The sequence below is a fragment of the Gardnerella vaginalis genome (assembly GCF_001546455.1).
GTDB lineage: Bacteria > Actinomycetota > Actinomycetes > Actinomycetales > Bifidobacteriaceae > Bifidobacterium > Bifidobacterium vaginale_B.
Map to the genome: position 1 here is coordinate 60,121 of NZ_KQ956819.1, position 24,508 is coordinate 84,628.

Genomic DNA, 24,508 nt, shown 5'->3' on the forward strand with positions numbered 1-24,508 from the left:
TAACTAACTACAAAAATTTAGAGTTAGCAATATTGGTTATGCAATCTTATTGCGCATTGCCTTTGCAAAGAATCCAGCAGTACCAAGAAGCATTACAACCGCAAGAACAATCAACATTGAACTTCCCGTTGAAACTTTGCTAAATGCATTACGGTTTGAATCCGATTTTTCACTGCGACTATCCTTCTTGTCTGCAACTGGATTGGCGCTAACTGTTACCTCATTCCAGGCAAGCTGTTCGCCTTTCTCGTTTACAAGCACGATTGTGTGCTTTCCAGAATATCCGTCTGGAATATCAACAGAGAATTGTGCATTGTCTGCAGATCCACGAACCGTTATAAACGAATTGCCATCGGCATCCTTTAAGGCTTTAGGCGTGGAATATATAAACGCGTAAGCTTTTGCCGAACCGTTCTTTTGCAGCTGTTGCGCAAATTCCTTGTTGGAAATCTTTCCAGAAATCTTTACAGGCTCACCAGCAACAATCTGATTATTGTTTCCAACGGTAATAGCTCCCTTTAGAGATTTATCCAACTGATCAACGCTGGCTGGAGGAGCTGGGGCAACATCGTCTTTTGCCTTAGAATCCTCTTTCTTTTGCTCAGACTTTTGCTCAGACTTTTGCTCATCAGCTTTCTGAGTCTTAGCTTCATTCCTTGATTGATTACTAACCTGTGGTGCTTGCTGTCTTGCAGGCGTTGGATTTTCCGCAGGTTCGGTAGGTGTAATTGCTTCCGATGGCGGATTTTGCGAAGGCTTTTCTGCAGAAGGAGTATCCACAGAAGGTTTTACATCAACGGAAGGAGCAGAAGGCACAACACTATAGCTTTCCACTGCCTTTACAACGCGAATATTAATCACAGACTGAATTCCTGGCAAAGAGTCTCCCACTGCATATTTTGCAGACGCAAATCGCACTGGAATCGAAACGGTTGTTCCTTCTTTAACATCCTTAGGCATTGTAATACCTAGTTTTACATTTGCGTTAGCAAAAGGCTTTACAGAAATACCAGTCTTATCTTGAATCTTCCAATCTTTATTTGATTCAGATTGTTTACCTAAATCCTTCATAGAAAGCTTTAAGTCGGAATAATCATGGCTTCCAAGATTCTTAATCTTAACTTCAATATTTTTGGCATTTTGCGGAACGTCAATAACGCTATTGTCTGCCGTTACAGGAGTATATCCAAGCCAATCTTCAGATATATGAGTGTAAATAATATTGCTATTATCGCCCTCATATAAAAGACCAAATCCGCCACCGTGCTGCTTGTTCAAAACTTCAATGCAAGAATAAGCCATAGAGCCAGACTTAAACAATTTGCCTGTATCCCAAGTTGCACCATCATCAAACGATACGCGAATTAAGCCGTCATTACGCCCATGCGCCGAAGAGGAAGAGTACACAAGAACCTTGGCTTCTGGAGACCCCATAGGCGCATCTGGATATGCCCTAGTTATCTGAGCATTGTTTGCAGGGTCTGGAAGCTGCATCTCTTCTTTTACTTCGCCATAAGTTTCGCCGCCATCATTTGATATTGCAACAAGACGATGCCTAAAATTCTGAGGTCTAGAATTCAACATAACTCGTCCGTCAGAAAGTTCTACAACCTTGTTTTCGTCCATATGTGATTTTTCACTTCTAAACCCAACAGGCTTGCCAACTTTCCAAGTCTTACCGTGATCGTCGGAGTAAACCGTTACTGCTTGAATATGTCCCGAGTTGTTTATTGTATACTGCTGCAACAAACGACCCTTATGCTTGCCGTAGCGAAGCTGAATTCCGTGACCAGATGCCGCAAACCTAGAGCTCCAATGCCCCACGTCTGCAGTCACATCTTTAGTAATGATTTTTGGAGTGCTCCAAGTGACGCCATTGTCCTTGGAGCTAGTAACTGAAGCGTGTAAAACGTTCCTGTTTTCTGGGTCTACTCCAGCGCTGGACCAAGCCCAGCCGTTTCTGTAAGACTTTACAGAGAACAGGAAGATTTCATTAGTTTCACGGTCTAACACATAAGACGGATCCGAATATCCCCATCTAGTATTTTCATTGCCATCATGCCCTTGCTTAACAACAGTTTCAGCTTCAAACGTTTTACCACCATCTTTTGAAATTCGCTGAACAATGGAGTTTGGCATAGGTGCATCAGAGCAATTACCAGGTCTCTTATCGTATGCTGCTAAAATCCAACCATTTGCAGTCTGTGTTATTGCTGGAATCCTGTAGCAAACGCTATTGGTTCTGTTTGTAAGCTTTACCGTTTTAAGGCCCAAAGATGAGTCAAATTCTGTATTCTTTATACCAGTAACAGGCTTGTCTTCAACAACAATGTTATTTTCGATTACTTGGTTACCGTCCCTATCTTTTGAAGCTTTCCAAACTGTTTTAGGCGTGAATTTACCCGCTTTGGCATCCTCTTCGGTTACAACATGATACCCAAAGCCGCACTGCTGAGTTTCACCTGGCTTAAGATTTGCCCAGCGGCAATTTCTTGAATCCCCAACTCTAATATCGGAAATATTACTTTCATACGGATACGCAGTTATTGGTTGCGAACCCTTATTTGTATATGTAACCGTATATGTTAGCCTGCTATTTATTTGAACATTATCTTTAAGGCTATCAGTTCTTTTAAGCGATATTTGCAAAACTGAACTATTGGGTTTACTAGATTTTTCTGAAGTAGCATTAGCCACACCAGAGCATAAGCCTATTGCAAGAGTAATTCCAACAACAGTACCAACAACGCGCTTTGCATCTTCTATGACACTTCTACGCATACGCACTCCTATTTTTGTAATTGTTTTACATAAATTCCACAGCATTGTGAAAATCATGAACAATACCTACACCAATGTAGGAATCATTACATCAGATGATATGATGTCTGATGGACTAATTCGTAATATTAACGCTTTTTTGATAAATTTTCACGAAAATATTCACATTTTTTTAGAAATATAGCATATTTTTGCAAAATATGCCAACAGATAAGAAGATTATAGGCAAAAACTGTGTAAAAAATCGCGCATAGACCTTATGGCAGTAAGGCTCATAGAGTATCGAATCTGAGCTATCCTTTACCTGCAAAATCATTCCAAACAAAAATATCCCAATATTTAGCGCAGCTTCAAGTTGACCGCAGCTCCAAATTGCCCACAGATTCTGCTTGGCCTATAACTCAAATGCGTTGCGCTCCCACAGCGCGCTTAACGGTATTGCCCACAAACTATCCGCCCACTGCATAATTTTTTGACCCATATAAACAACATATCCGCGCTTAAATTCAGATTTTTGCGAAAGAGCTACAAGTCCCTTAAAATCGTCACGATTCACCATGCTAGAGCTTTTTACTTCCACGCCAACCAGATTTCCACGGAAGCTTAGCACAAGATCAACTTCTTTAGGACTGCTACCAGTTTCACGCCAGTAGAAGCAATCTGGATGCGTTTTAGACCATTGCACAGCAGGCATAATCTGATTTACAACAAAACTTTCTAACAGATTCCCATACATAACGGGATCTTCCAAAGGATTATGACCCTTACTAATCATTGTTTGAATGCTTAAAGACGTATCAACCGGATGTATTTTGGCTCTAGTGAAAGTCTGGCGATTGGGCGCAGTTTTTATATTCGGGAGCGCATTTATTAAGAATCTACGCAAGAATACGCTAACGTAACGCTCAATGGTTCGCCTATCTAAAGCAAGATCTTGACCTATTGAACTCGTATTAAGAATCCCGCCAGGAGCACATAGCAACTTATTAAGTATGCCAACAGCCATGCTTCTGTCTAATCGTTCTCCTGGAAGAATGGTATCTCCCAACACTGCAAGAATATCGTTTGAAACAAGCTTTTCTTGCTCCCAAGCCTCGTAAGAATCATATGATTGCTGATATTCTGGAAAACCGCCAGCCGCAATCATCTTATATACTTCTTCTCTGTTTAATTCTTTTTCATATTTAAGATTTGGATTACCTTCTATAAGACTATCTACAATATTTCTACTATTTTGAGTAATTTCACACTGAGTAAAAGGACTCATTGTAAAGTGCTGAGCGCGTCTAGCAAGAGGATCTTGACCATCTAGTCCATTGCGATTTATAAGTGCACTACCTGTTAAAACATATTGAAGATTGTTTTCCGTTGAATTATCAACTATTTCTTTTATTGCAAGAGGCAAATTTGGCAGTCTTTGCGCTTCGTCAATAACAACTGGAGTACTAAGATTTTTTAGCCAACCATATAAATCTGTTGATGCGAGCGCAAATGTATTTTCATCCGCAAGGCTCACGTATGAGAATCCTTTAGACACAAGCTGACGCTTTGACATCATAGTTTTTCCCACAGCCCTTGCGCCTTCAAGAATCACGACTTTTCGTTTTGATTGAAGGATGGAATCAGCAATTGGTCTAGGAAAATATGCGCTCATGAAGACAAGTATACACAAAAACGTATTTTTTGTACATCCAATGTACAATTTTTTGTACACGCAATGTACAAAAAATACGATTTATGCGATTTTTCTAGACTTAGCAAAAGTTATAGCAGCAATACTTACAACAAGAACAGCAAGAACAATCAATGGCGCCGTAAAATAATTTGTGTAAAACTCACGCACATCAACATCTACGGAATTGATAGTCGCAGCATAAGTTGCCCAAGACAATACGCCTAATACAACATCAATAATTGCATATGAGTACGCGTCTTTATACAATTCTTTAACTGATTTGTTGCTTTTAACCCAAAGCATTACAGACAAAACCAAGCCTATTAACATTGATACAACAGCAACAAGTGCAAACAACATATCTAACATAAAAACCTCCTAACCAATCAAATAACAACCAATCAAATCCTCTGCCATAGCGGATTTAATACGATTTTAATTTAGCTAAGATTTTCGTGTCAATATTAAAAAAAAATCACAGAATTTTACACATTATTTTCACATTTAGACTATTTTTAAGACATAAAAATAAGCCACAAACGTTAATATATCAACGTTTTCTACGTGGAGCGGACAACGGGAATCGAACCCGCCTCTGAAGCTTGGGAAGCTTCCATTCTACCGATGAACTATGTCCGCATGCTCGGTTGCTCCGCGATTAATCCTGCCCAATAATCTGCCTACAAACAAGCAAATAAATGCCAAAGAATCAATCTAAAAAGCAAACCATCTAAGAATATCACGCTCCGCTAACTGCTACAACTCTGCCCGAAACGCCTTTGCTGTATTCTTTGCTGTATTCTCTGTTGTATTCCTTGCCATACTCTCTGCCGTACTGAAAGCGAAACACATTGTTTCCATCTAACTCAATGCTCTCATCTGCACGCTCAGCCTTGCCTTGCGTAGATTTACGCATCACTTCTTGTACAACATCCTCTTGTATAACGTCTTGCCCCTTAGCCATAAGCGTTAGGCAATCGACTCTCTCCTTAACAGCAGGCTGCCTAGAAAACAGCTTTAAAAGCTTAGAATCGTAGTTTGCAAACGGATTTACAATCATAAGGGAAGCAATAGCTTGCACTCCCGAATGCAAATCCATTTCATGCAGCTTGGCACCGTAGGCAATCTTGTTTAATGCGGAAGCTAAAGCCGCAGGATCGCCAGTAAGCATTCCTGCACTTCGATCTGCGTCCAGCTCACGCGCGCTAGAAATTGCAATATCAACAAAAAGAGAACCAACGGGCGCAAAAATGGCACTTAAAGCCTTGCCCACAATCCTTAGAGCTGGGCAGCGCGTTTTAGCTGATTTTGCACACTTAGCGCCTGAATACATAAGCGTATACCCGGTGTATGTAAAAATCGTTGCAATCGCGCTAGCAACCGTGGAATTCAAAATATCGTGGTTATAAACGTGAATCAGCTCGTGGCTTACCACGCCGCGTAATTCACGTTCGTTTAAAATGTTTAAAAGCCCACGAGTGCAGCAAATAGTTGCGTGACGCTCGCTTCTACCAATCGCAAAAATATTTGGACTATCTGTTGGAGCAACATAAAGATGAGGCATAGGCTTTTCGATTTGCGCGGAAATCTCGCGAACAATACCGTATAAAACAGGCTCATCATTCTCGCTGACTTCGCTAGCGCCAATAATACGAATCGCTAATTTTCCAGAAAGCCAATAGGCACACACGCTTAAGACTGTTGCAACGATTGCAAACCAAATCAACATTGATAGGCGCGACCCAGCAACAATCCACATTAAAGCAACAAACAGCCATATTAACGAAAACAATGCCAATGTTTTCAAGTTGTTGCAATAGCGCATCTTTATATTGCCAAACATATTTTTGATTTTAATAATCGCAACTGTAATTTTGCTGAATGAAAACTGTATATTTAGTATGTTTATGATTTAACACGCTTAAAGCAGGTGAATAAATGTTGAAAAGTGGCCATTTTCTGCGCAATTTGGAGCAATTTTGCTACAGTTTAATGGCCACTAACCAACGTTTACTAATCAATGTTTACTAATCGATGCGTTCACTCAATATAAGCTATTGTTTAACTTCCGCTATATCCATAAGCATTTGTTTAGATACAACTTTTTTGCGAGCGCGATTTTCCGCTAGTCCTAATTCAATCTCAAAAGCGTCGATTCTCTTCCATCCTTCAAAATCAACCACTTTGACTCCTCTAGATGCAAGAAGATTTTCAATAGACTTAGGATCTCTATCTGTTGCCAATCTGCCGGGAAGTGCAGGAAGTGCAGGAAGTGCGGTTTCATATTCTTTGGCCGAGCTTTTTGCTAAGTCTTCCAGCATATTTTCAACGATTTGCAAAGCGTCCGACTTTGTAGAGCCAATCAAGCCAACAGGACCTCGCTTAGCCCATCCAGTTGCGTACAATCGTGGGCAAACAACCCCATTTTGCGCCGAAGTTAAAATCCTACCATCGCTGTTTGCAAGAAGTGCGTTAGAAGAATCGTAAGCAACGCCGCTAACTTGCGCAGGCTTATATCCAATCGCATGATAAACCGCCTGAACTGGGTATTCTTCAAACTCGCCCGTGCAGGTCATTTTGCCATCTGCGCTTGTAACAGTGCGCTCTACGCGAATTGCAACAACCTGACCGTCTTTGCCTAAAATCTCAACTGGATTTGCGTTAAAGTGAATAACGTAACGCTTATTTGCAGGATTGCCTTCAAAGTCAACGTTTCCGCCGTCTTGCATATCTTCGCTTAAATCGCGTATAGCAAAAAGCTCTTCTACCATTTGGCGAGTCAGCTTGTCTTTTCCAGCAACATCAATAGTTTCGTCGTCCAAGTCAAAATCGTTCTCGTTTACAACTATTTGCACGCCAGAAAGCTTTTCCATCTCGCGCAATTCTTGTACCGAAAACTTAGCTTGGGCAACTCCTCGGCGAATAAACAAGTGCAATGTTTGCGCGCGATTTTTAAGCAAACCGTTGTAAACATTGTCAGAAATATCTGTGTGCTCTCTAAGATAATCCGCGTCTCGCAAAAGCTCACGCGCAACATCCATTGCCACGTTTCCGCCGCCAATAACAGCAACTTCGCTTGCATCAAGCAGCCACTCGCGCTCAGCGGTAGGGTACCCGTCGTACCATTCCACAAACTTTGCAGCTCCATACACGCCACGCAGCGAGGCGCCTGGAATGTTAAGTGGCTTATCTTCTATGGCACCCGTGGCAAACAAAATTGCGTCGTAGCGTGGAAGCAAATCTTCCAGCGTAATATCCTTGCCAAATTCAACGTTTGCATACAGGTGAATATCTGGATTATCAAGCGTTTTAGCCAAAGCATCTGCAATGAATTTTATACTCGGATGGTCTGGAGCAACTCCGTATCGAACCAGGCCAAATGGCACTGGCAGCTTTTCAAATAAATCGATTCTAGCGGCCGTACCCAAGCCCATATCGTCGCCTAGTTTTTTAAGCTGACGCAAAAAAATGTCGGACGAGTAAATCCCTGCAGGCCCCGCACCAATAACTGCGATTCGCAATTCGGGCGAATCCGCATTGTAATTTGTTTCCATAAATTTTCCCATGCGTTATTCAAATGTGTATTCAAATGTTGTTATTTAAAACATTACATTTTTAGTGTTTCAAGCATCCCTAAGCCCAATCTTTTTGAAGATTTAAATAATCGCCTCTTTGAATGCTCCACTATTTAGACTAGCGCCTTGACTCATTCAAGAAAAGACCAAAGTGAATATTGTCACTTACGCGCGCTTGCCTTTCAACGCTGTTAGCGCCCACAAAATTGACACAACATCAATCATCTCTTGCATCATGGCTCCAAGAACCGCAGGAATCAGCCCAAAAGCCGCTGCAATCATGCTTATAACAGCCAAACCAATTCCTAGCATAACCGCCTGAACCATAACGCGTTTAGTATGCTTTGCAACACTAACAGCGTTTGCTACTGCATAAATGTTGTTGTTCATAACCACAACTTGCGCGCACTCCGAAGCTGCCGTATCTGTGCCATCCGTCAAAGCCACGCCAATGCTTGCTGCAGCCAAAACAGGAGCATCGTTCACACCGTCTCCAATCATCATGGTTACGCACTGATTTTGCTTATTTTTATTAGCAAAATCACTCTTATTAGCAAACTCACTCTTATAATGCTTTTTTACATGTTCCAACTTGTCTTGCGGCAGCAAATTGGCATACACACGCTCAATTCCAACGCTTTTTGCTATTGTTTGAGCAGCCTGCAAGCCGTCTCCCGTGAGCATGCTTATTGAGCGCACACCAAGTTCCTTTAACTTTTGAATCGTCAATTTTGCGTTTTCGCGCGGAACATCTTTTAGAACAATGCGCCCAACAAGTTTGCCATCAAAAGAAACATATGTTGCCATTTCGTCGGCAGCAAGCTCTTCAAAAGCCTGCGACTTTCCTTCAGGATTGCCAGCTGGCGCATTCAAAACGTAGCTTTTTCGCCCAACTCTAACGTTTACGCCATCCACAACACCGCATATACCTTGCCCAGCAGTTTCTTTAACACCGCTTATAACTGGATATTCGCGAACGCTTGGAAGTTGCGGAACAGCGGATGGATGCGTGTTTTGCCAAAGATCTGCTCCAGCTTTTGCAATTCCTCCTGCAAGAATGTGCTGCGAGTAGGTTTCCAAAACGCCTGCAAACATTAGGATTCTATTTTGCAAATCGCGCTTTTCTTGATTTTCCTGATTTACTTGATTCCCCTGGCTCCCCTGCTCTACGTCATCTTTACAGTCCGCCAAATCCACTCTAATAACCTGAGGCCGCTTAACTGTAAGCGTTCCTGTTTTATCGAAAAATACGTGGGTTACTCGGCTTAGCTGCTCTAAAACATCCTGACTTTTTACAACAATTCCAAGCTTTGCAAGTCTTCCTGTTCCTGCCATAAACGCCACTGGCACCGCTATCAAAAGCGGGCAAGGCGTAGCTAGCACCAAAACTTGCGCAAATCTTAATGCTTGCCCAGATGCAGCCCAAGCGACTCCCGCAATCACAAACGAAACCACAGTAAAAGGAACGGAAAGCATATCTGCAAATCTAACTACAGCCGCCTTGGAACTTCTTGCAGATTCCACCAACTTCATGATTTTTTGATATTGCGAATTCTCCGATAGCTTCGTTACTCGCATAATCAACACAACGCCGCCATTTACGCATCCAGACAACACTTGCGCGCCAGCAAACACTTCACGCGGAAGCGACTCGCCATTTATTGCGCTTGTGTCTAGAACAGCAGAACCGCTTAAAAGCTCACCGTCTACAGGAACCGTTTCGCCTGGAAGAACAACTATAACGTTGCCGATTTTTAGATTTTCAACTGGAACGGTTTTGTATCTTTGCAATTGGCTAGAAGACTTTGCAGCTTGCAATATTGGGCATTCTTTAGACTTATTGTGGCATTTTTCACATGATTCACAATTTGCAAAATCTTGAGAATATTCCTGCGATACGTCTAGCGAAGATTCATCGCTTACTTTTCTAAAATGACTATGATCAAGAAGCGCACATTGCTCACAAGATTCACCGCACACTATTCCAGGAAGTGTCATTAAATGCGCGGTTTGAGGAGACGCATTTACTAAAAGCGACAGATTTTTCTGCGCTGCATCTTGCGCAAAGTCTTCGATTGCTCCGCCTGTAAACACCATTACAACAATCAAATAACTTGCCCAAAATTCGCCTATACAAAGCGTTGCAAGCAATGCAACAAACGCAAGCAAGTCAATTCCAAGCGTGCCATGCATTAAATCATCAATCATACTTAAAAGCGACTTAACACATGTGTATAAAACTAAACATGTTATTATACTTTGCCCGATTGTAAGGCTTATTTGCACATTAAAATCAACGTTTATTAACGAAAATAAGAAAGTAAACGTCTTGCTTATAGCTTTGCAAAAATCGAGTATAAAAGTCAGATTTCTAGAATAAAACGCCGCAATAAACGGAAACAAAACTAAAACTATTACTAATTGAGGAGCACGACGGCAATACGCTAAAAGTTTACGCATACACTTTCCTTACGCTGATCAGGCTAACTGCGATAAACGCTGCTAACACACGATTTCACGCCTTGTTAACCCACTGAGCAGCTATTTATAACAGCAAACTCAATACACGGCGTAAAGATACTTATGTTTATTTGTTAATGAATATATTAACAACAACCATTGATGAGAAGCGTTCTCATATAACAAAGCGCACGCGAACCCAACAAACAGCGCAAAAAACGATAGTGCGAGGAGTAGCGGTAGTAGGCAACGGCTAGGTTGTTGTCGTTCTGGACAAATTCAGTCTTTGCCACCTATACATTCACCTCCTCAGCTGAGCTTTGGCGGTCAATGAATGCCAGATACTGCTCGTACTTGCGCAGCATCATGTTCTTCGCATACTGCTCCATGTACTCGTAATCAGGCTTGCCCCCATCAGTAACAGGGAGCATAAGCTTTTGCCTGTGCATTCGCTTTTCTTTGAACTTGTAGCCATAGCTATATTTCACACGCTGCATGGCAAAAATTGACGTAAAGAAAAGCAAAACGAACTTATTGTCTTCCTGATTCTTCAGGTGGAGACGCTTTACATCATCCGTGAAAATGCACTCATACGGATGATAAAAGGCAATGCACGGAGCGCCGTTGTAATTAACGCCAAGAACGTTGCTATCCTTTGACGTATTATCATTGCCAACAAAGCCTGTGACCCCGTTACCATTGTCTGTAGCGCCAATAAACGGACGGTTTCCTTCAACCTTATTGCGAGTCTCAAGTCGTTTTCCTGCATCAACAGTGAAAATGTCACCGAGAACAAACTCCCCCCATTCCTTCTCGCCAAGAGCCGGAATGTCCTTGTGTTCCAACTGTGAGAGCCGTCCAGCGATGAAATTCTTATACCTCATGAGCATACCCCACTTCACTTCAGTGGAGTAAAGCGTCATGTAGGCATAATCAGGCTTGCCCTTGTTATCGACAGGGAGCATTACCCGCTCCCGCTTGATGCCATCTTTGTTTCCCATGTGACCGTATGAATACTTTGAGCAAGTCTGTTGCACTGCCCGTGCAATAAACTGCCCAAAATCGGACTGAATTGAATCGCTACGCAGCATCAGAATTGATGACCCTGCACCTCCTCGTCCGAGAAAATCCATCGGCTGATAAAAAGTGCTTCCATCCACAGGGCTCACCGTCAGACAGTTGCCCGCATCCAATACCTCATTCTCTTTCCCTTTGCAACATTTCATCACGCCGTTGTTGGCAGCGCCTGATGCTACAAATGGAACATCGCCGTAGGCATAATCATCCTTATTTCTTACCTTGGGACGGCTCACTGAAAACAGGTCTCCAATGTAAAACTCGCCCCATTCCTTCTCACTCAATCTTTCCATCGTCAGCACCTCCCTCGAACAGATACTCGCGGTTCTGCATGACCATGGAGAACTCGAACGTCAGGTAATCGCCGATGGACTTCTCGAAGTCCGCATCGGACGGAATCTCGTCATTGAAGTAGTAAAAACTATGCAGCCACTCGTCACCTGCCTCTACCGTAGACTCGACGCAGAACTTGGACGGTGCCTCTACACGCCCAAACCACACGTCCAATAGATGCTGTCGCTTGTCTTTGGCGGAATCACCCTCGACCAGTCCGACGTGTGCTCTCACCTCGTAACCGTCGTCCCTGAAATCAATGAATTTGCATACCTTGTCCTTCGGATGCGGCTCATGCGCCGTGAACACAGCGATGACCGGGTTCGTGCCCACGCCGTAGAACGTGTCCGTGTTGCAGGTGATGACGCCTTCAAGCGTATGGTGCTTCATGATGGCGTCTTTGAACGCCTGCTCTACCTTTGACTTACCAGTCATGGACGACTGAGGAACGATGACCGCAGCCCGCGCATCGAACGTCAGAGAATCCAGCATGTGCTCTATAAACGACAGCTCGTACTGGCTCGGGTCAGCCTTGGTGCCCTGTGAGTACGGAGGATTCATCAGACCAACCGTAGCCCCCTTCGTCAGCACCTGTGCCGGGTTCTTGACCAGAAAGTCACTGCATTCGAGATTGCTGTTGCCATCACGGCGCAGAATCATGTTCGCAGCAGCAACGGCAAACATGTTGCTCTGAAGCTCGAAGCCGTGCAGCTGCTTCTTCTTGATGTTCTTTCTCTGCTGGTCATTGTCCGCCATGGAAAGCATCTTGTGCATGGCAGAAATCAAAAACCCTGCCGTGCCGCACGTAGGGTCAAGCACCACGTCGTCAGGCTGTATATCCACCAAATCACACATAAGGTCAGTGATGTGACGAGGTGTCAGGATAATGCCCAGCGTCTGCCCGTCTCCGCCAGAATAGCTCATGAACTCGCCATAGAAGCGCCCGATGAAATCCTCGGAGGTCTTCTTATACTTGATGTTCTTGAACACGTGCTCATATAGGAACTCCGTGTAAAACTTGAGCGGCGTCTTGCCCAGTGTGTCGTTTACCTCATTCAATCTAAAGCTGGTCTGCAAAATAGCAAACTCAGCCATAAGCTTATCTTTCTTCGCATCTGGCCCCACATTGGAGCGAGTTAGGCGCGTCTTGATGGCATTCATCAGCTTATCGCCATCGCGGTTACCCGCAATCTGGTCTCCTGTCAGCGAATCGATGCTGAAACCACCAAATTCAATTTCATCAAGCGCGAGTAGAATACCAGCAACAACCAATGGCTTGTCTTGGTCTTTCAGAGTTCCGTAACTACGCAGATATTCGTGAAGCTCAGCAGCGTCCTTGAGAATCTGTTCCGTTGTCTTTTCAACATCGGTAGCCTCTTCCAGAACATACCTCGTGTAGTACTCGTTGATGTTACTCTGAGAGAACCAGACGAACGATTCAATATCAGGTAACAGCTTGTAGCTCTCACGATCATCGACCCAAAGCGGCGTAATCTTGTGATGCTTCTCATCACCGGACACACCAACAGCAAACACCTTCTTGAAAGAGCAATTCTGGGCGATATGCTTCCCATAAAAGTAAGCACCGTTGACCGCATAATCGGTCACTGACTTAACTTCCGTATCGATTACGCCCTTATCAGTTAGATTGACATGTTTATCAATCGTCGCCTTATCCTCGATAACAAGAACAAAATCGCCGATAACGGCGACATACTCGGGATATCCTGCCTTGCCTGTTCCTCGCTTCGACGCAGTCTTTAGCGCGTCGTCAATCTCCTTCGTATTGCTGCCCTGAGCGTCGAACTTGATACCGCACTCATCAAGCTGCTTTGCAACCCAAAGGTCGGTCTTTACTTCCTTCTTTGCCATTATTCCTCAGCCTCCTCTGCATTTTTCTCAATCAACTCACACAGCATCGCTGAGATAGATTTCTCCCTCTTGGCTGCAATGATTTTCAATCTCTTCTTATCCTCTGCCGTCACGGAGAGCGTCAACTTCGTTCGCCTGACATCTCCTGAGAGCTTCTTTTCGTCTTTTTTGTTCATATCAAGCTCTTCTGTAACACGTATTCACGTAATTACGTATTATTGTACAACATTTTACCAGATAAATCGACCTTTTCGTATCAAGCAAGACCGTCTGAAGACTGTCGAGATTGCACGAGACAAAGGAGGATTCACATGGATTCCAACGATTACATCGAAACTTCCGAAGACCTATCAAATCAGGCAGGATGGTGATTCTCGCCAATGAGATTGCAAACCGTCCAGTAGAGTACACCAATGAAGCAGTCTTCCACAACAAGGAAATAGACCTGTACGCCTGGATTCATGACACAGCTGGCACAGCATTTTTCTAAATCCCTATAAGAAAAAATCGCATAGCGCAGGTAAGAGGGGTAATCGGGGTTATAGGCCAAAAAGTGTGTAAAAAATCATGTCTCACGCATTGCAATACAAGCGTTTTGCGGTAATCGAATCTGCTTTCTGCACATTCGCCACCCGGACAAAAAGTGTGTAAAAAATAAGCTCATAACCCTTATAGCAGTAAGGCTCGTAGTATATCGAATGTGGGTATTCTTATGCGCAGTTAGCGTTCTGCGCGAGTGTCTCATGACCGTTGCTTTCTCAGCTCGTTGACTGAATTAGTAACGGTGTTTGGATTGTGATTATGCCACAGAATATTCATCAGCTTAGTCTTACACACTTTTTGGCCTACAACACTAACCCGATATATCAAGGGTTTTCGGCATGAAAAAGGCTTCTAGCGATTTGCTAGAAGCCTGTTTGTGGAGCTAAGGAGACTCGAACTCCTGACCCTCTGCTTGCAAAGCAGATGCGCTACCAGCTGCGCCATAGCCCCATTCGAAAGAATGATGTTCATTCTATCGTGGGCCCGGGAGGACTTGAACCTCCGACCTCATCCTTATCAGGGATGCGCTCTAACCACCTGAGCTACGGGCCCAACTTGTATGTTGAAAACATACAAGTAGTTAGATTAGCACAGACGCAGAAAATGTCAAATAGCAAATCTAAGCGTGTCGCAAAATTATTCTACAAAATTACTCTACAAAATTACTCTAAATGGCTTCGCATAAACCACTGGAACTTTTCAAGCTGCTGAACATGATCTTGAATAATGTTTGAGCTAACAATATCAAGATTATCAAGCTGTGCAATAGCATTTCTATCGTCTGCAATCATATCGTTGTAATACTCAATCAAGGCCTGCAAATACTCTTTAGTAGACTTTCTACCACTAAGAGCAAAACGCTTCCATGTGCGAGATGCAACAACATCGTCTGCGCGACCCAATGGCGAGCCTCCAAGCGTTGCAATTCGCTCAGCTGTTTCATCGGCTTGAGCTAAAACTTCTGCAACCTGCGGGTCAAGCATTTCGTGAACTGCAATAAAATCTGGGCCAGTAACATTCCAGTGCGCATGCTTTAAGACTAAAGCAGCTTCTTGCTCATGGCTTAAACGATTCTGTAAAATCGCAATAGCTTTCTCGCTTGCTTCTTCATCTAGACCTGGCACAATATGCATCAAAGTCATAATATCCTCCATTTGTTCAATTTTTATTCAAATCTTCGCTCTGCTCTGTTTTTCTAACTTCAATCGTAGCAATTCTGCGGCCATCTACCTCTGTAACGGTCATATCGTAGCCATCCGCATCGTGCAAAACAGCGCCAACTTTGCCCATTGAACCCGTGCGGGCAAGAAAATACCCTGCAACGGTTTCGTAAGGTCCATCTTCCAGCTCAATTCCAGTAACGTCTGCAAAGTCTTCAATCGTCATTCCACCGTCAACAGTGGCCACTCCGTTTACAAACGCCGTAGACTTGCTATCTCGGCTTAAATCAGACTCATCTGGCAAATCGTACTCGTCTCGAATATCTCCAACCAATTCCTCGGTCATGTCTTCAAGCGTTACAATGCCATCTGTGCCGCCATACTCGTCAATAACAACAGCAAGATGTATTCCGCGTTTTCTAAGCAGCTCTAAGCTTGGAAGCAGTTTAGAAGTTCCAGGAAGACTTATTCCTTCTCGAGTAACATCCGCAACAATTTTTGCATCTGGATCTTTAACGTCTAGCAAATCGCGAACATGCACAAATCCAATAACGTCGTCAAAATCCTTGCCCGTTACTGGGTATCTAGAATAAGGAAGATCGCGAATCTTTGCAGCAGCATCTTCTAAGCTTAATGAGCCATCTAAAAACTCAACGTCTGCACGAGGGCGCATAACTTCGGCAACAATCGTTTCGGAAGCGTCGAAAACATCGTCTAAAATCGTTCGCTCATCTTGGCTAAGTTTTTTATTTGAGTTAACCAAAACGCGCAACTCCTCGTCGGAAACTTCGCTTTCTTTTTCGTTTGGATCAAACCCAAGAAGACGCACAAAACCGTTGGTATTCTTAGCAATTAGCCATATTAGAGGCTTGCATATTTTAGAAAACACATCTACTGCAGGAACAACCGCTCTTGCGATTTGCTCCGATCTTTGCATTGCAATTCGTTTTGGAACAAGCTCAGAAATTACGATTGAAAAATACGATATTATAAGCGTTAAAACAATAGTGGTAAGCGGGCCTGCTACGTGATTTGGAACTCCCCAAGATTTTACTAATGGCACAACATGAGGCGCTATTGCGGATTCACCAAAAGATGCCGAAAGAAAACCCGAAAGCGTAACTCCGATTTGAAGAGTGGAAAGAAAAGTGTTTGGATCGCGGGCGATTTTTGCTACGCGCGCTCCTCGCGCATCCTGCGCTTCCATTCTATCTAGCTGCGATGTTCGCAAATTAACCAGCGCAAGTTCGGTGGCGGCAAACACGGAGCCAAACAGAAGGAACACAACAATGAGTGCAATGTTAAAACCCAACGACATACTTGCTATCTTAGTTGAATTTAGCGCATATAAAAAGTGCATGTAAAAGCAATGTTGCTAATATGCAGATAATATGCGCAAATAAAGCAATACAAGCAATCAACTTCGATAAAAATACCCAGATGGCGCTTTATGCAAAATCTTGGCTGACTGAACCTTAAGAACAATTCCATCGCTTAAATAGCCCTTTAGCCCAACTTTTCCAAGAGCTATTTTGGCTTTAACAACAACCCACTGATGCTGCGAAAACTGCAGATTATTAGGCATTTGTGCAACAAAGCCAAACGGACTCATGTCTAAAATGCAGCAAGACATAAACTGCCTAGATACGCGAACCTGATTTTTAGAAAGCGTAGATTCTTTGCTTATAAACCCTTTTACAACAATCGTATAATCTTTGTATTTATCAAAGTTGTGGTCAATTTCGTTGTACCAATTGCCAAAATCATCGTCTGAAACAACTATTTTTTTATTCGCCGCATCTAATCCGCTTAAATTTTTTTTATTATTTTTATGATTAGACGCGATTGGTATTGCGCGACCAGATGCATATTCGTCAAAACCTGCGGATTTTAAAGAACCGCCGCCTAGTGATGACTGTGCCATTTGCAACGGAATTAAAATAATAAGCATTGGCACTGCGATTGAAACCAATATTTTTTTGGAATCTTTTGCACATACAGAAAAAACGCCAAAAAGCGAGCAAATTCCCAGAGCAAAAAGCAAAATCGCAGCAAAAATAAGGTACGCAAACGCGCGAGGCGTAGTCAAAATTGCGTAAGATCCGCTTAAAGCGCTGTGCATTAAAGCGGCAGCAAGGCAAAAAATAAAAAATGTTTGCAAAACGCTTGCAAATGTTATTTTTTTAAACAATTTTGCGGAATTTGCGGAATTTGTAGAATTTGTATCAATCACGGCATTACTCACAGCATTACTCACAGCATTACTCCCCACGCAAAATGAACAACAAGCGCCGCAAGCAAACAAAACACAACAATCGTTGCAATTAAGCGCAAAACAAACTTAGTTTTGCAATCTTCAACAAGCATAAGCGTGTTTTTTATGTCTAGCATTGGCCCAAAAAGTAGAAAAACAATTACCGAACTCATTGGAAGAGAAGAAGCCAAAGAGCGAGCGATTACAGCGTCGGAACTGGAGCAAAGTGAACTTGCGTACGCTATTAGCATCATTGCTGGAATCGCAACAAAAACAGTTGTTATGTTAACTTTTGACGCAGGATCTGCACCAAGCCAAACTCGAATAATCGAAGCTACTATTGTTCCAAACAAAATTATTGGCATTAGTCGCATAAAATCTGAGTAAATGTGATGTGCGTAAGTTTTCAAACTATTTTTAATATCAGACTTAAAGCTGGAAGAATTTTTATACGAAGAATTGCCACTTTGTAACTTATTACAACCGCCATAAGCTGCACAATCCACACAATCCGCGCGAACTTTTTCCAATACATTCTGCCTTAAAACCTGCGACTTTACAGGAAAAATCACAAAGCTAACGCCAACTAAAAGAGCCACTCCAACACCCAAAGCCACTCGAGTTACGGCAACTGCTGGAACGTCTGCAAAAGCATACCAAGTTGCCCAAATAGAAACAGGATTTACTACAGGCACAGCGCACAAAAACGTTACAGCACAAGGCAAAGGCAGCTTTCTAGCAACAAGACGAGAAAAAGTTGGAACAACAACGCAATCGCAAACAGGAACGCACACACCTGCAAGAATCGCAGCCAAAAAGCCGTTAGCAGTGGATTTTGGCGCATGTTTTTCAATAAAATCTTCCGTAACCCACGTTTCTACAGCAGCAGAAACAAGAACGCCAATTAGCGTAAAAGGAACAGCTTGCAAAAGTAAGCCGCAAACGCCCCTAATAATGGTATTTACAGGCAGCCATGGATTGCGCGCTTGCAACGCAGGGGCCATGGCAATAATAAGAGCTGCAAAAGGCACTCCTGCAATCAAAAAAAGATAGTTTGCAGAATTTGCTTGTTTTGCTTTACTTGCTTTACTTGCTTTTTCTACTTGGCTCGTTGTTTTTGCTTCGGTTTCTGTTTTTAGCATGACAACACTTCCACCAAGCCGTCACTCATTCGATACCTTGCTCCAACAAGCATCAAAGCGTCTTTGAAAACAGCTTCGCGAATTATTTGTGATTTTTCGCAAATTTCAGCCAAAATATTAGACACATGAATACGTTCAATATCATCTGTATCTAAATTTTCCTCAACACCTGCGAGCGCAGCAGGCCCTAAAGAACGCAGCAATATTGACTCGCTCGACTCAATTATTTCGCTTGTTTTATCTTCGCCGTATTCAGCAACCAGCTTTTGCACGTTCGGCAAAACAGCCTGTACGGCGCCGCAATGCTCATGCCCAAGCACAACCAGCACTTTTACTCCCAAATCACTTACAGCGTATTCCAGAGAAGCAATTACGGCATCATCCAACACTTCTCCAGCTGTGCGAACAGAAAAAATATCGCCCAAACCGGCGTCGAATATGAATTCTGGAGCAACTCGCGAATCTGCGCACGAAAGCACAACAGCTCCAGGATGCTGACCGTCAATAAGTTTCATGCGCGATTCTGAATTTACGCCTGCAAACGCTGAATTGCCGTCTGCAAATTTGCGATTCCCTGCAAGCATTGCGTTTAATACCGATGTAGCTAAAACTGAATCTTCATTAGCAAAATCTTCGCTGACTTCTTCTTGCATTATTACCTCCTACACTGGCATTGGCAATATTTTCAGTTGCTTAAAGTGTAAAATTTTTGACTCAGAATATATTGTATCTTTCGTAGTAAATAAGAATTTTGTTTAAGAATATAAGCCTATTATCAAAAAAGCTCCCGTATTGCAATTCGCAAATACGAGAGCCTTCTTGATTCAGTAATTTATTAAAATCATCCAGTGTTTTGCAAGCCTGCAGCAACACCAGAAACTGTGCAAAGAATCAAGTAAATAAACTCTGCTTGCTGACTTTCGCTAAGCTCTTCTTTATCTACCTTGTTGCGCAGCTTGTGGAGCGCAAGCGACTGAATCACAGAAAGCGCATCCACATATGGCGAACGCACGCGAATTGCCTGGCCAAGCACATGTCGGTGCTGCAGAGGCCACTTGTCGCCAACAATTTGCAAAACCCACTTGCGAGTAAGCTGCATCTCGGAAAGCACTTTATTGCTCAAATCTTCGCGATCTCCAAGGCTTAGATACATGCGAGCAATGCGCTCATCTGTTTTTGCCAAAGACATCTCAATGTTGTCAATAAAAGTGCTGAAAAGTGGCCATTCTTCGTACGCTTTGCGCAAAGTTTGCAAGTCGCCAAACTCTTCGCAGGCCGTACCCAAGCCGTACCACGCTGCCAAATTGATTCGAGCCTGTGCCCAAGAGAACACCCACGGGATTGTACGCAAATCATCCAAAGACTTTGCGCCAAGGCCTCGCTTTGCAGGGCGTGAACCAATAGGAAGCAAGCCAATCTCACTAAGCGGCGTAACGGTTGAGAACCACGGGGTAAAGTCGTTGGTTTGCAGCAAATCAATGAATCGATTATGCGCTGCAACATCAAGCTTTTGAGCCATATCCGCATACTTGTGCGTCATCTCTGTGTTTGTTTTTTCAACGCTTGGAGCCGACTGAAGCAAAGTTGCAGCAGCCACGGATTCCAGGTGACGAATAGCCAAAATTGGGTTTCCGTAGCGAGCAAAAATCACCTCGCCCTGCTCAGTAAGCTTAAATCGGCAATTTACCGACCCAACTGGCTGAGCCAAAACAGCACGGTTTGCAGGGCCTCCGCCTCGTCCAACAGCACCACCACGGCCATGGAACAGCGTTAAGTCAATATCGTGCTTTTTAGCCCACTGAGCAATGCGCTCTTGAGCGGAGTGCAAAGCAAGTGTTGCAGATGTAGGGCCAGCGTCTTTGGAAGAATCGGAGTAGCCAAGCATAACTTCCATTTTGCGACCAGTGGCCTTTAGTCGCGCCTGAACTTCTGGAATCTTAATGATTTCTTCCAGAACATTTACCGAGTTTTGCAAATCTTCCAACTGCTCAAAAAGCGGGATTACGTCGATTGTTGGCGCATCCTGTGGGTGAGCAAACGCAAGGCGATTAAGCTCAAACACATCGCGAACATGCTGAGCAGACTTTGCAAACGAGATAATGTAGCGGCGAGCTGCGCGCATACCGTTGCGCTTTTGAATAGCTCCAAGCGCGCGGAATGTGTCTAGAACCTCGCGGGTCATTGGCTGCAGCGGGCCACGCTCCCCATGCAAACCGTGTTCGCGAATATCTTCCAAAGCGCGCGAATGCACGAGCGAATGCTGGCGGAACTCCATTTCCACCATGTGGAAGCCAAATGTTTGCGCCTGCCAAATAAGATCTTGAAGCGGACCATAAGCTGCGCGCGAATCGCCAGCAGCCGCAAGCGACCTCTGCACAATGTGCAAGTCTTCAATAAAATCTTCGCAAGAATGATACATCAAGTCTGTATCTCGGCTAATCGTTCTGTGCAAACGATCTGCCATAACAAGCATAACGGCTCTATGCGGCTCGCTGTTTGAAACGTCGGAAGCGTTTTCGGTTAGCTGCTCGCTCATTTCTCGCTGGCGATTCCAAAGCTCCAAAAGCTCAACGCTTGGAGGAGTTGTCCGCGTTTCCATTGTTAAGCATTTTCCAACTTCACGCGTGCGCGCTTCTAGAGCAGCAAGAACGTGGTCGCTAAACTTTCGAGCAACCTGCCTACTCACCTTTGCTGTAACGTTTGGATTTCCGTCTCTATCGGAACCAATCCAGCTTCCTGGGTGGAAGAATGCTGGGCAACGAGGCGGCACCAAGCCTGCCTTCTTGCCTAGCAGCCAATCGTCAAATCGGCGGTAAACCAGCGGAATTGTGTTGAATAAAGTGGCGTCAAAAATGTCTAGAATCGTGTCTGCTTCTTCAACAGGAGTTGGCTTTTTAAGTGCGATTGGAGACGTACGCAGCAATGCGTCAATCTCGTTGTATAACATACGATAATTTTCGCGCTTATCCGATCCACCTAAAGTATTGTGCTTGCTTAAAAGCTGCGATATTCTGCGGATTTTACCAGCTACAGCCTTGCGCCTAGCTTCGGTTGGATGCGCAGTAAAAACTGGGTGGAACTCAAGCTTTGCAAGCAATTCCTTAGCCTGCGCAGGGCTCATTTCTGTAAGCAACTTATGATATGCGCAAGTTAACTCGTTTACAGGGTCCACTGGGTTGGAGTCCTCAACATCGCATTCACGCTGATGCAGCACAGAAACCCTGTAGTTTTCTTCGCAAAGGTTTGCAAGATGGAAGTATGTAGCAAAGGCACGAGCTAAAAGCTGCATATCTGGCAAATCCATGCCATTGATTTTTTCTACAGCCTTGCTTAGGCCGTTGTCTTCCTCTTCTTGAGCATCCAGCATTTGCGCAAAGTGGGCAGCGCTTGCATTTACAGCATTTAAGCGCACTTCGTCAAATACGGTTAATAATTTTTCATCAAATTCGCCCAAAACATCGCGCAGAATGTGCAAACATAAATCCATGTCTTGCTTAAGCGATGCTGGCAGTTCGCGCTCCTCTGGGCCTTTTCGCCCTAAACCAGACGTTACAATCGTTGCGTCTGCTGGAGTTACCTGTTGATTTTGAGTTGTCATCAGACCTCCTTGTGCTAGTCATAAGGTTGCTTGGTCGTTTGACTTCCGCGGCTCCTCCGCGGTTATTTAGGTCAAAAGTTGCAAGCCCACAGCCTTTGTTTCCAGCGAGATTCCAACATAATTGTGAACCGACCTTAGGACTGATTTTTTATATAAATTTTTTATAGACAATGTGCTGCGTATACTAAAAAATTGTGAGCATAGAAGATAATAACGCGGATAGTGGCAGTAGTAATAGCAGCAATAGTAATGAGCCAAAAATACTTCGGACTGGCCATATTGTTGGAAAGCCTTCTGGACGCTTTCAAACGCACGCGATTCCGCTAGACATGGAAGACGTTGAGCGCGATTGGGATAAACCAGTTACACAGGCTGGCATTGCCGCAAAATCCAGCATTATTATTCGCGTTGGAGCTTTGGGCTTAGGCGCTGGAACTGGAAGCTATCGCGTTCGCGAGCTAATGCACCGCGTTGGCGAGCCTATGGGCGTAAACGTTCGTGCAGACGTTAATTTAACCGACATTGAAGCAACTTGCACAGATAGGCACGAGCGCATTACAGAAGTTGTTGATTTGCCTACTACTGGCGTAAACACAGAGCGAATCTGGCTTCTTGAGCATTTTGCAGATTGGTTTAACGTTAAGCTTGGAAACGATTCCTTATACCATTCAAAAGCCACTGTTTCTAAGGAGCTAGTAGATACTCTTCAAGCTGGCAGCAACGAGAATGCTATTGTTCAAGCTGCTAAGCAGTCGGAGGAGCACGCTGCAAAAATCGAAGAAAAAATGGCCATTCAAGAGGCGATTCGCAAAGAAAAACCTCGTGGAATTTTTGCACTTCAGCCAGAAAAAACATATGTTGAACATTTTTCTCACGTTCAAAATGTCAAAAATAGCCAAAATAATTTAGATTCTGGGCTTAAAAACAATTCAGCCGCTTCATTTAACGAAAATCCTGCTGGCGATTCTTCCGCGCCGCTTACCGTTCGCCAAGTTCACGACCGTCTAGACCTAATCAAAAACCGCAAACCTCTTTATAAGCCGTGGTTCGCCGGCCTTGCCTCTGCTGTAGCATGCGCATCCTTCGCATTTTTGCTCGGCGGCGGCGCTTACGACATGCTTGGCGCTTTTATTGGCGCGGGAATCGGCCACTACGTTAGAAGACGCATGTTTATGCATCATCTAAATCAATTTGTTGTAACGTTTATTGCCGTTGCTGTTGGCGCTTTAAGCTGCATCGCTTCTTTGCGCATTGTTGGCTGCTTTGACCCTTCTGCTTTGTATCACAATACAGCTTATATTGGTTCTGTTTTGTTTGTGATTCCAGGCTTCCCGCTTATTACAGGCGGCTTAGATATTGCTAAGATTGATTTTCCTTCTGGAATTCAGCGGCTTTGCTACACAATGGCGATTATTCTAATGGGCACTCTTGCTGGCTGGATGGTTGCAAGCCTTGTTCAGCTAGATCCTCAAGGCTTTACTCCTTTGGGCTTAAATCCTTGGCTTAATACTGTTCTTAGAATGATCACAGCATTTGCAGGCGTGTGGGGATTCTCCGTTCTGTTTAATTCGCCTCAACGAATGTGTTTTGTTGCTGGAATAATCGGAGCAATTACCGATACTCTGCGCTTAACAATGGCCGATTTTGGTGTTGCTGCAGAAATCGCAGCATTTACTGGCGCTTTGCTTGCTGGTCTTTTGGCTTCTGCTTGGCGCTCAATTGTGCATAGAGGCTGGGCGCCGCAATACTTGGGCTACCCGCGCATTGGCCTTACGGTTCCATCTATTGTGATTATGGTTCCTGGACTTTACATGTATCGCGCAATGTTTTATCTTGGTCAGTTTAATACGCTTCCCGCTTTAGACTGGACATTCCGCGCATTTATGGTGATTATTTGCTTGCCATTAGGCCTTGCGGTTGCACGCGTTATAACAGATAAAAGCTGGCGATACGATATTTAGGCTATACGATATTTAGTCATATAGAGAATAATTAAAACGCCCAGCAACTACTGGGCGTTTTATTTGTATGCAATCAA

Annotated in this window: 16 protein-coding genes and 3 tRNA genes; 1 reads left to right on the forward strand and 18 read right to left on the reverse strand. The window is 43.8% G+C overall.

What is annotated here, in order from left to right:
• Positions 1-36: 36 nt before the first annotated feature.
• The 18 genes from HMPREF3216_RS03570 to HMPREF3216_RS03650 form a co-directional block, all read right to left on the reverse strand.
• Positions 37-2,781: an exo-alpha-sialidase gene (locus HMPREF3216_RS03570; protein WP_060786968.1), complete on the reverse strand. Its 2,745-nt coding sequence runs from the start codon at positions 2,779-2,781 to the stop codon at positions 37-39.
• A gap of 394 nt (positions 2,782-3,175) precedes the next feature.
• Positions 3,176-4,435, reverse strand: coding sequence for an ATP-binding protein (locus HMPREF3216_RS03575; protein WP_060786969.1), 1,260 nt, complete (start codon positions 4,433-4,435; stop codon positions 3,176-3,178).
• Positions 4,436-4,516: 81 nt separating this feature from the next.
• On the reverse strand, positions 4,517-4,825 hold the full coding sequence (locus HMPREF3216_RS03580; protein WP_060786970.1) for a hypothetical protein: 309 nt from the start codon (positions 4,823-4,825) through the stop codon (positions 4,517-4,519).
• Positions 4,826-5,021: 196 nt separating this feature from the next.
• Positions 5,022-5,095 (reverse strand) — tRNA-Gly (locus HMPREF3216_RS03585).
• Positions 5,096-5,195: 100 nt separating this feature from the next.
• Positions 5,196-6,299 carry a M48 family metalloprotease gene (locus tag HMPREF3216_RS03590; protein ID WP_060786971.1) on the reverse strand — a complete coding sequence of 368 codons (1,104 nt, stop codon included), beginning with the start codon at positions 6,297-6,299 and terminating at the stop codon, positions 5,196-5,198.
• 211 nt (positions 6,300-6,510) lie between these two features.
• On the reverse strand, positions 6,511-8,010 hold the full coding sequence (locus HMPREF3216_RS03595; RefSeq protein ID WP_060786972.1) for an FAD-dependent oxidoreductase: 1,500 nt from the start codon (positions 8,008-8,010) through the stop codon (positions 6,511-6,513).
• Between the two features lie 186 nt (positions 8,011-8,196).
• Entirely contained in the window at positions 8,197-10,491 is a 2,295-nt protein-coding gene (locus HMPREF3216_RS03600; protein WP_060786973.1) for a heavy metal translocating P-type ATPase, read from the reverse strand.
• A gap of 293 nt (positions 10,492-10,784) precedes the next feature.
• On the reverse strand, positions 10,785-11,861 hold the full coding sequence (locus HMPREF3216_RS03605) for a restriction endonuclease subunit S (RefSeq protein ID WP_060786974.1): 1,077 nt from the start codon (positions 11,859-11,861) through the stop codon (positions 10,785-10,787).
• Positions 11,845-13,773: an HsdM family class I SAM-dependent methyltransferase gene (locus HMPREF3216_RS03610; protein ID WP_060786975.1), complete on the reverse strand. Its 1,929-nt coding sequence runs from the start codon at positions 13,771-13,773 to the stop codon at positions 11,845-11,847. The genes HMPREF3216_RS03605 and HMPREF3216_RS03610 overlap by 17 nt, the downstream gene beginning before the upstream one ends.
• Positions 13,773-13,949: a hypothetical protein gene (locus HMPREF3216_RS06425; RefSeq protein ID WP_155639676.1), complete on the reverse strand. Its 177-nt coding sequence runs from the start codon at positions 13,947-13,949 to the stop codon at positions 13,773-13,775. Before HMPREF3216_RS06425 ends, HMPREF3216_RS03610 begins: the two co-directional genes overlap by 1 nt.
• Before the next feature lie 744 nt (positions 13,950-14,693).
• Positions 14,694-14,766 (reverse strand) — tRNA-Ala (locus tag HMPREF3216_RS03615).
• 28 nt (positions 14,767-14,794) lie between these two features.
• Positions 14,795-14,868 (reverse strand) — tRNA-Ile (locus tag HMPREF3216_RS03620).
• Positions 14,869-14,978: 110 nt separating this feature from the next.
• Entirely contained in the window at positions 14,979-15,458 is a 480-nt protein-coding gene (locus HMPREF3216_RS03625; protein WP_060786976.1) for a Dps family protein, read from the reverse strand.
• 16 nt (positions 15,459-15,474) lie between these two features.
• Entirely contained in the window at positions 15,475-16,794 is a 1,320-nt protein-coding gene (locus HMPREF3216_RS03630; RefSeq protein WP_060786977.1) for a hemolysin family protein, read from the reverse strand.
• Between the two features lie 99 nt (positions 16,795-16,893).
• Positions 16,894-17,709, reverse strand: coding sequence for a TIGR03943 family putative permease subunit (locus HMPREF3216_RS03635; RefSeq protein ID WP_060787127.1), 816 nt, complete (start codon positions 17,707-17,709; stop codon positions 16,894-16,896).
• A gap of 20 nt (positions 17,710-17,729) precedes the next feature.
• Complete coding sequence (locus tag HMPREF3216_RS03640) at positions 17,730-18,872, reverse strand: permease (RefSeq protein WP_060786978.1); 1,143 nt, start codon at positions 18,870-18,872, stop codon at positions 17,730-17,732.
• Positions 18,866-19,525, reverse strand: a complete 660-nt coding sequence (locus HMPREF3216_RS03645; RefSeq protein WP_060786979.1) for a carbonic anhydrase — start codon at positions 19,523-19,525, stop codon at positions 18,866-18,868. Before HMPREF3216_RS03645 ends, HMPREF3216_RS03640 begins: the two co-directional genes overlap by 7 nt.
• A gap of 188 nt (positions 19,526-19,713) precedes the next feature.
• Entirely contained in the window at positions 19,714-22,470 is a 2,757-nt protein-coding gene (locus HMPREF3216_RS03650; RefSeq protein ID WP_060786980.1) for a phosphoenolpyruvate carboxylase, read from the reverse strand.
• A gap of 194 nt (positions 22,471-22,664) precedes the next feature.
• Here HMPREF3216_RS03650 and HMPREF3216_RS03655 point away from each other — a divergent pair, with 194 nt between their 5' ends.
• Positions 22,665-24,431, forward strand: coding sequence for a threonine/serine exporter family protein (locus HMPREF3216_RS03655; protein WP_060786981.1), 1,767 nt, complete (start codon positions 22,665-22,667; stop codon positions 24,429-24,431).
• Positions 24,432-24,508 lie beyond the last annotated feature (77 nt).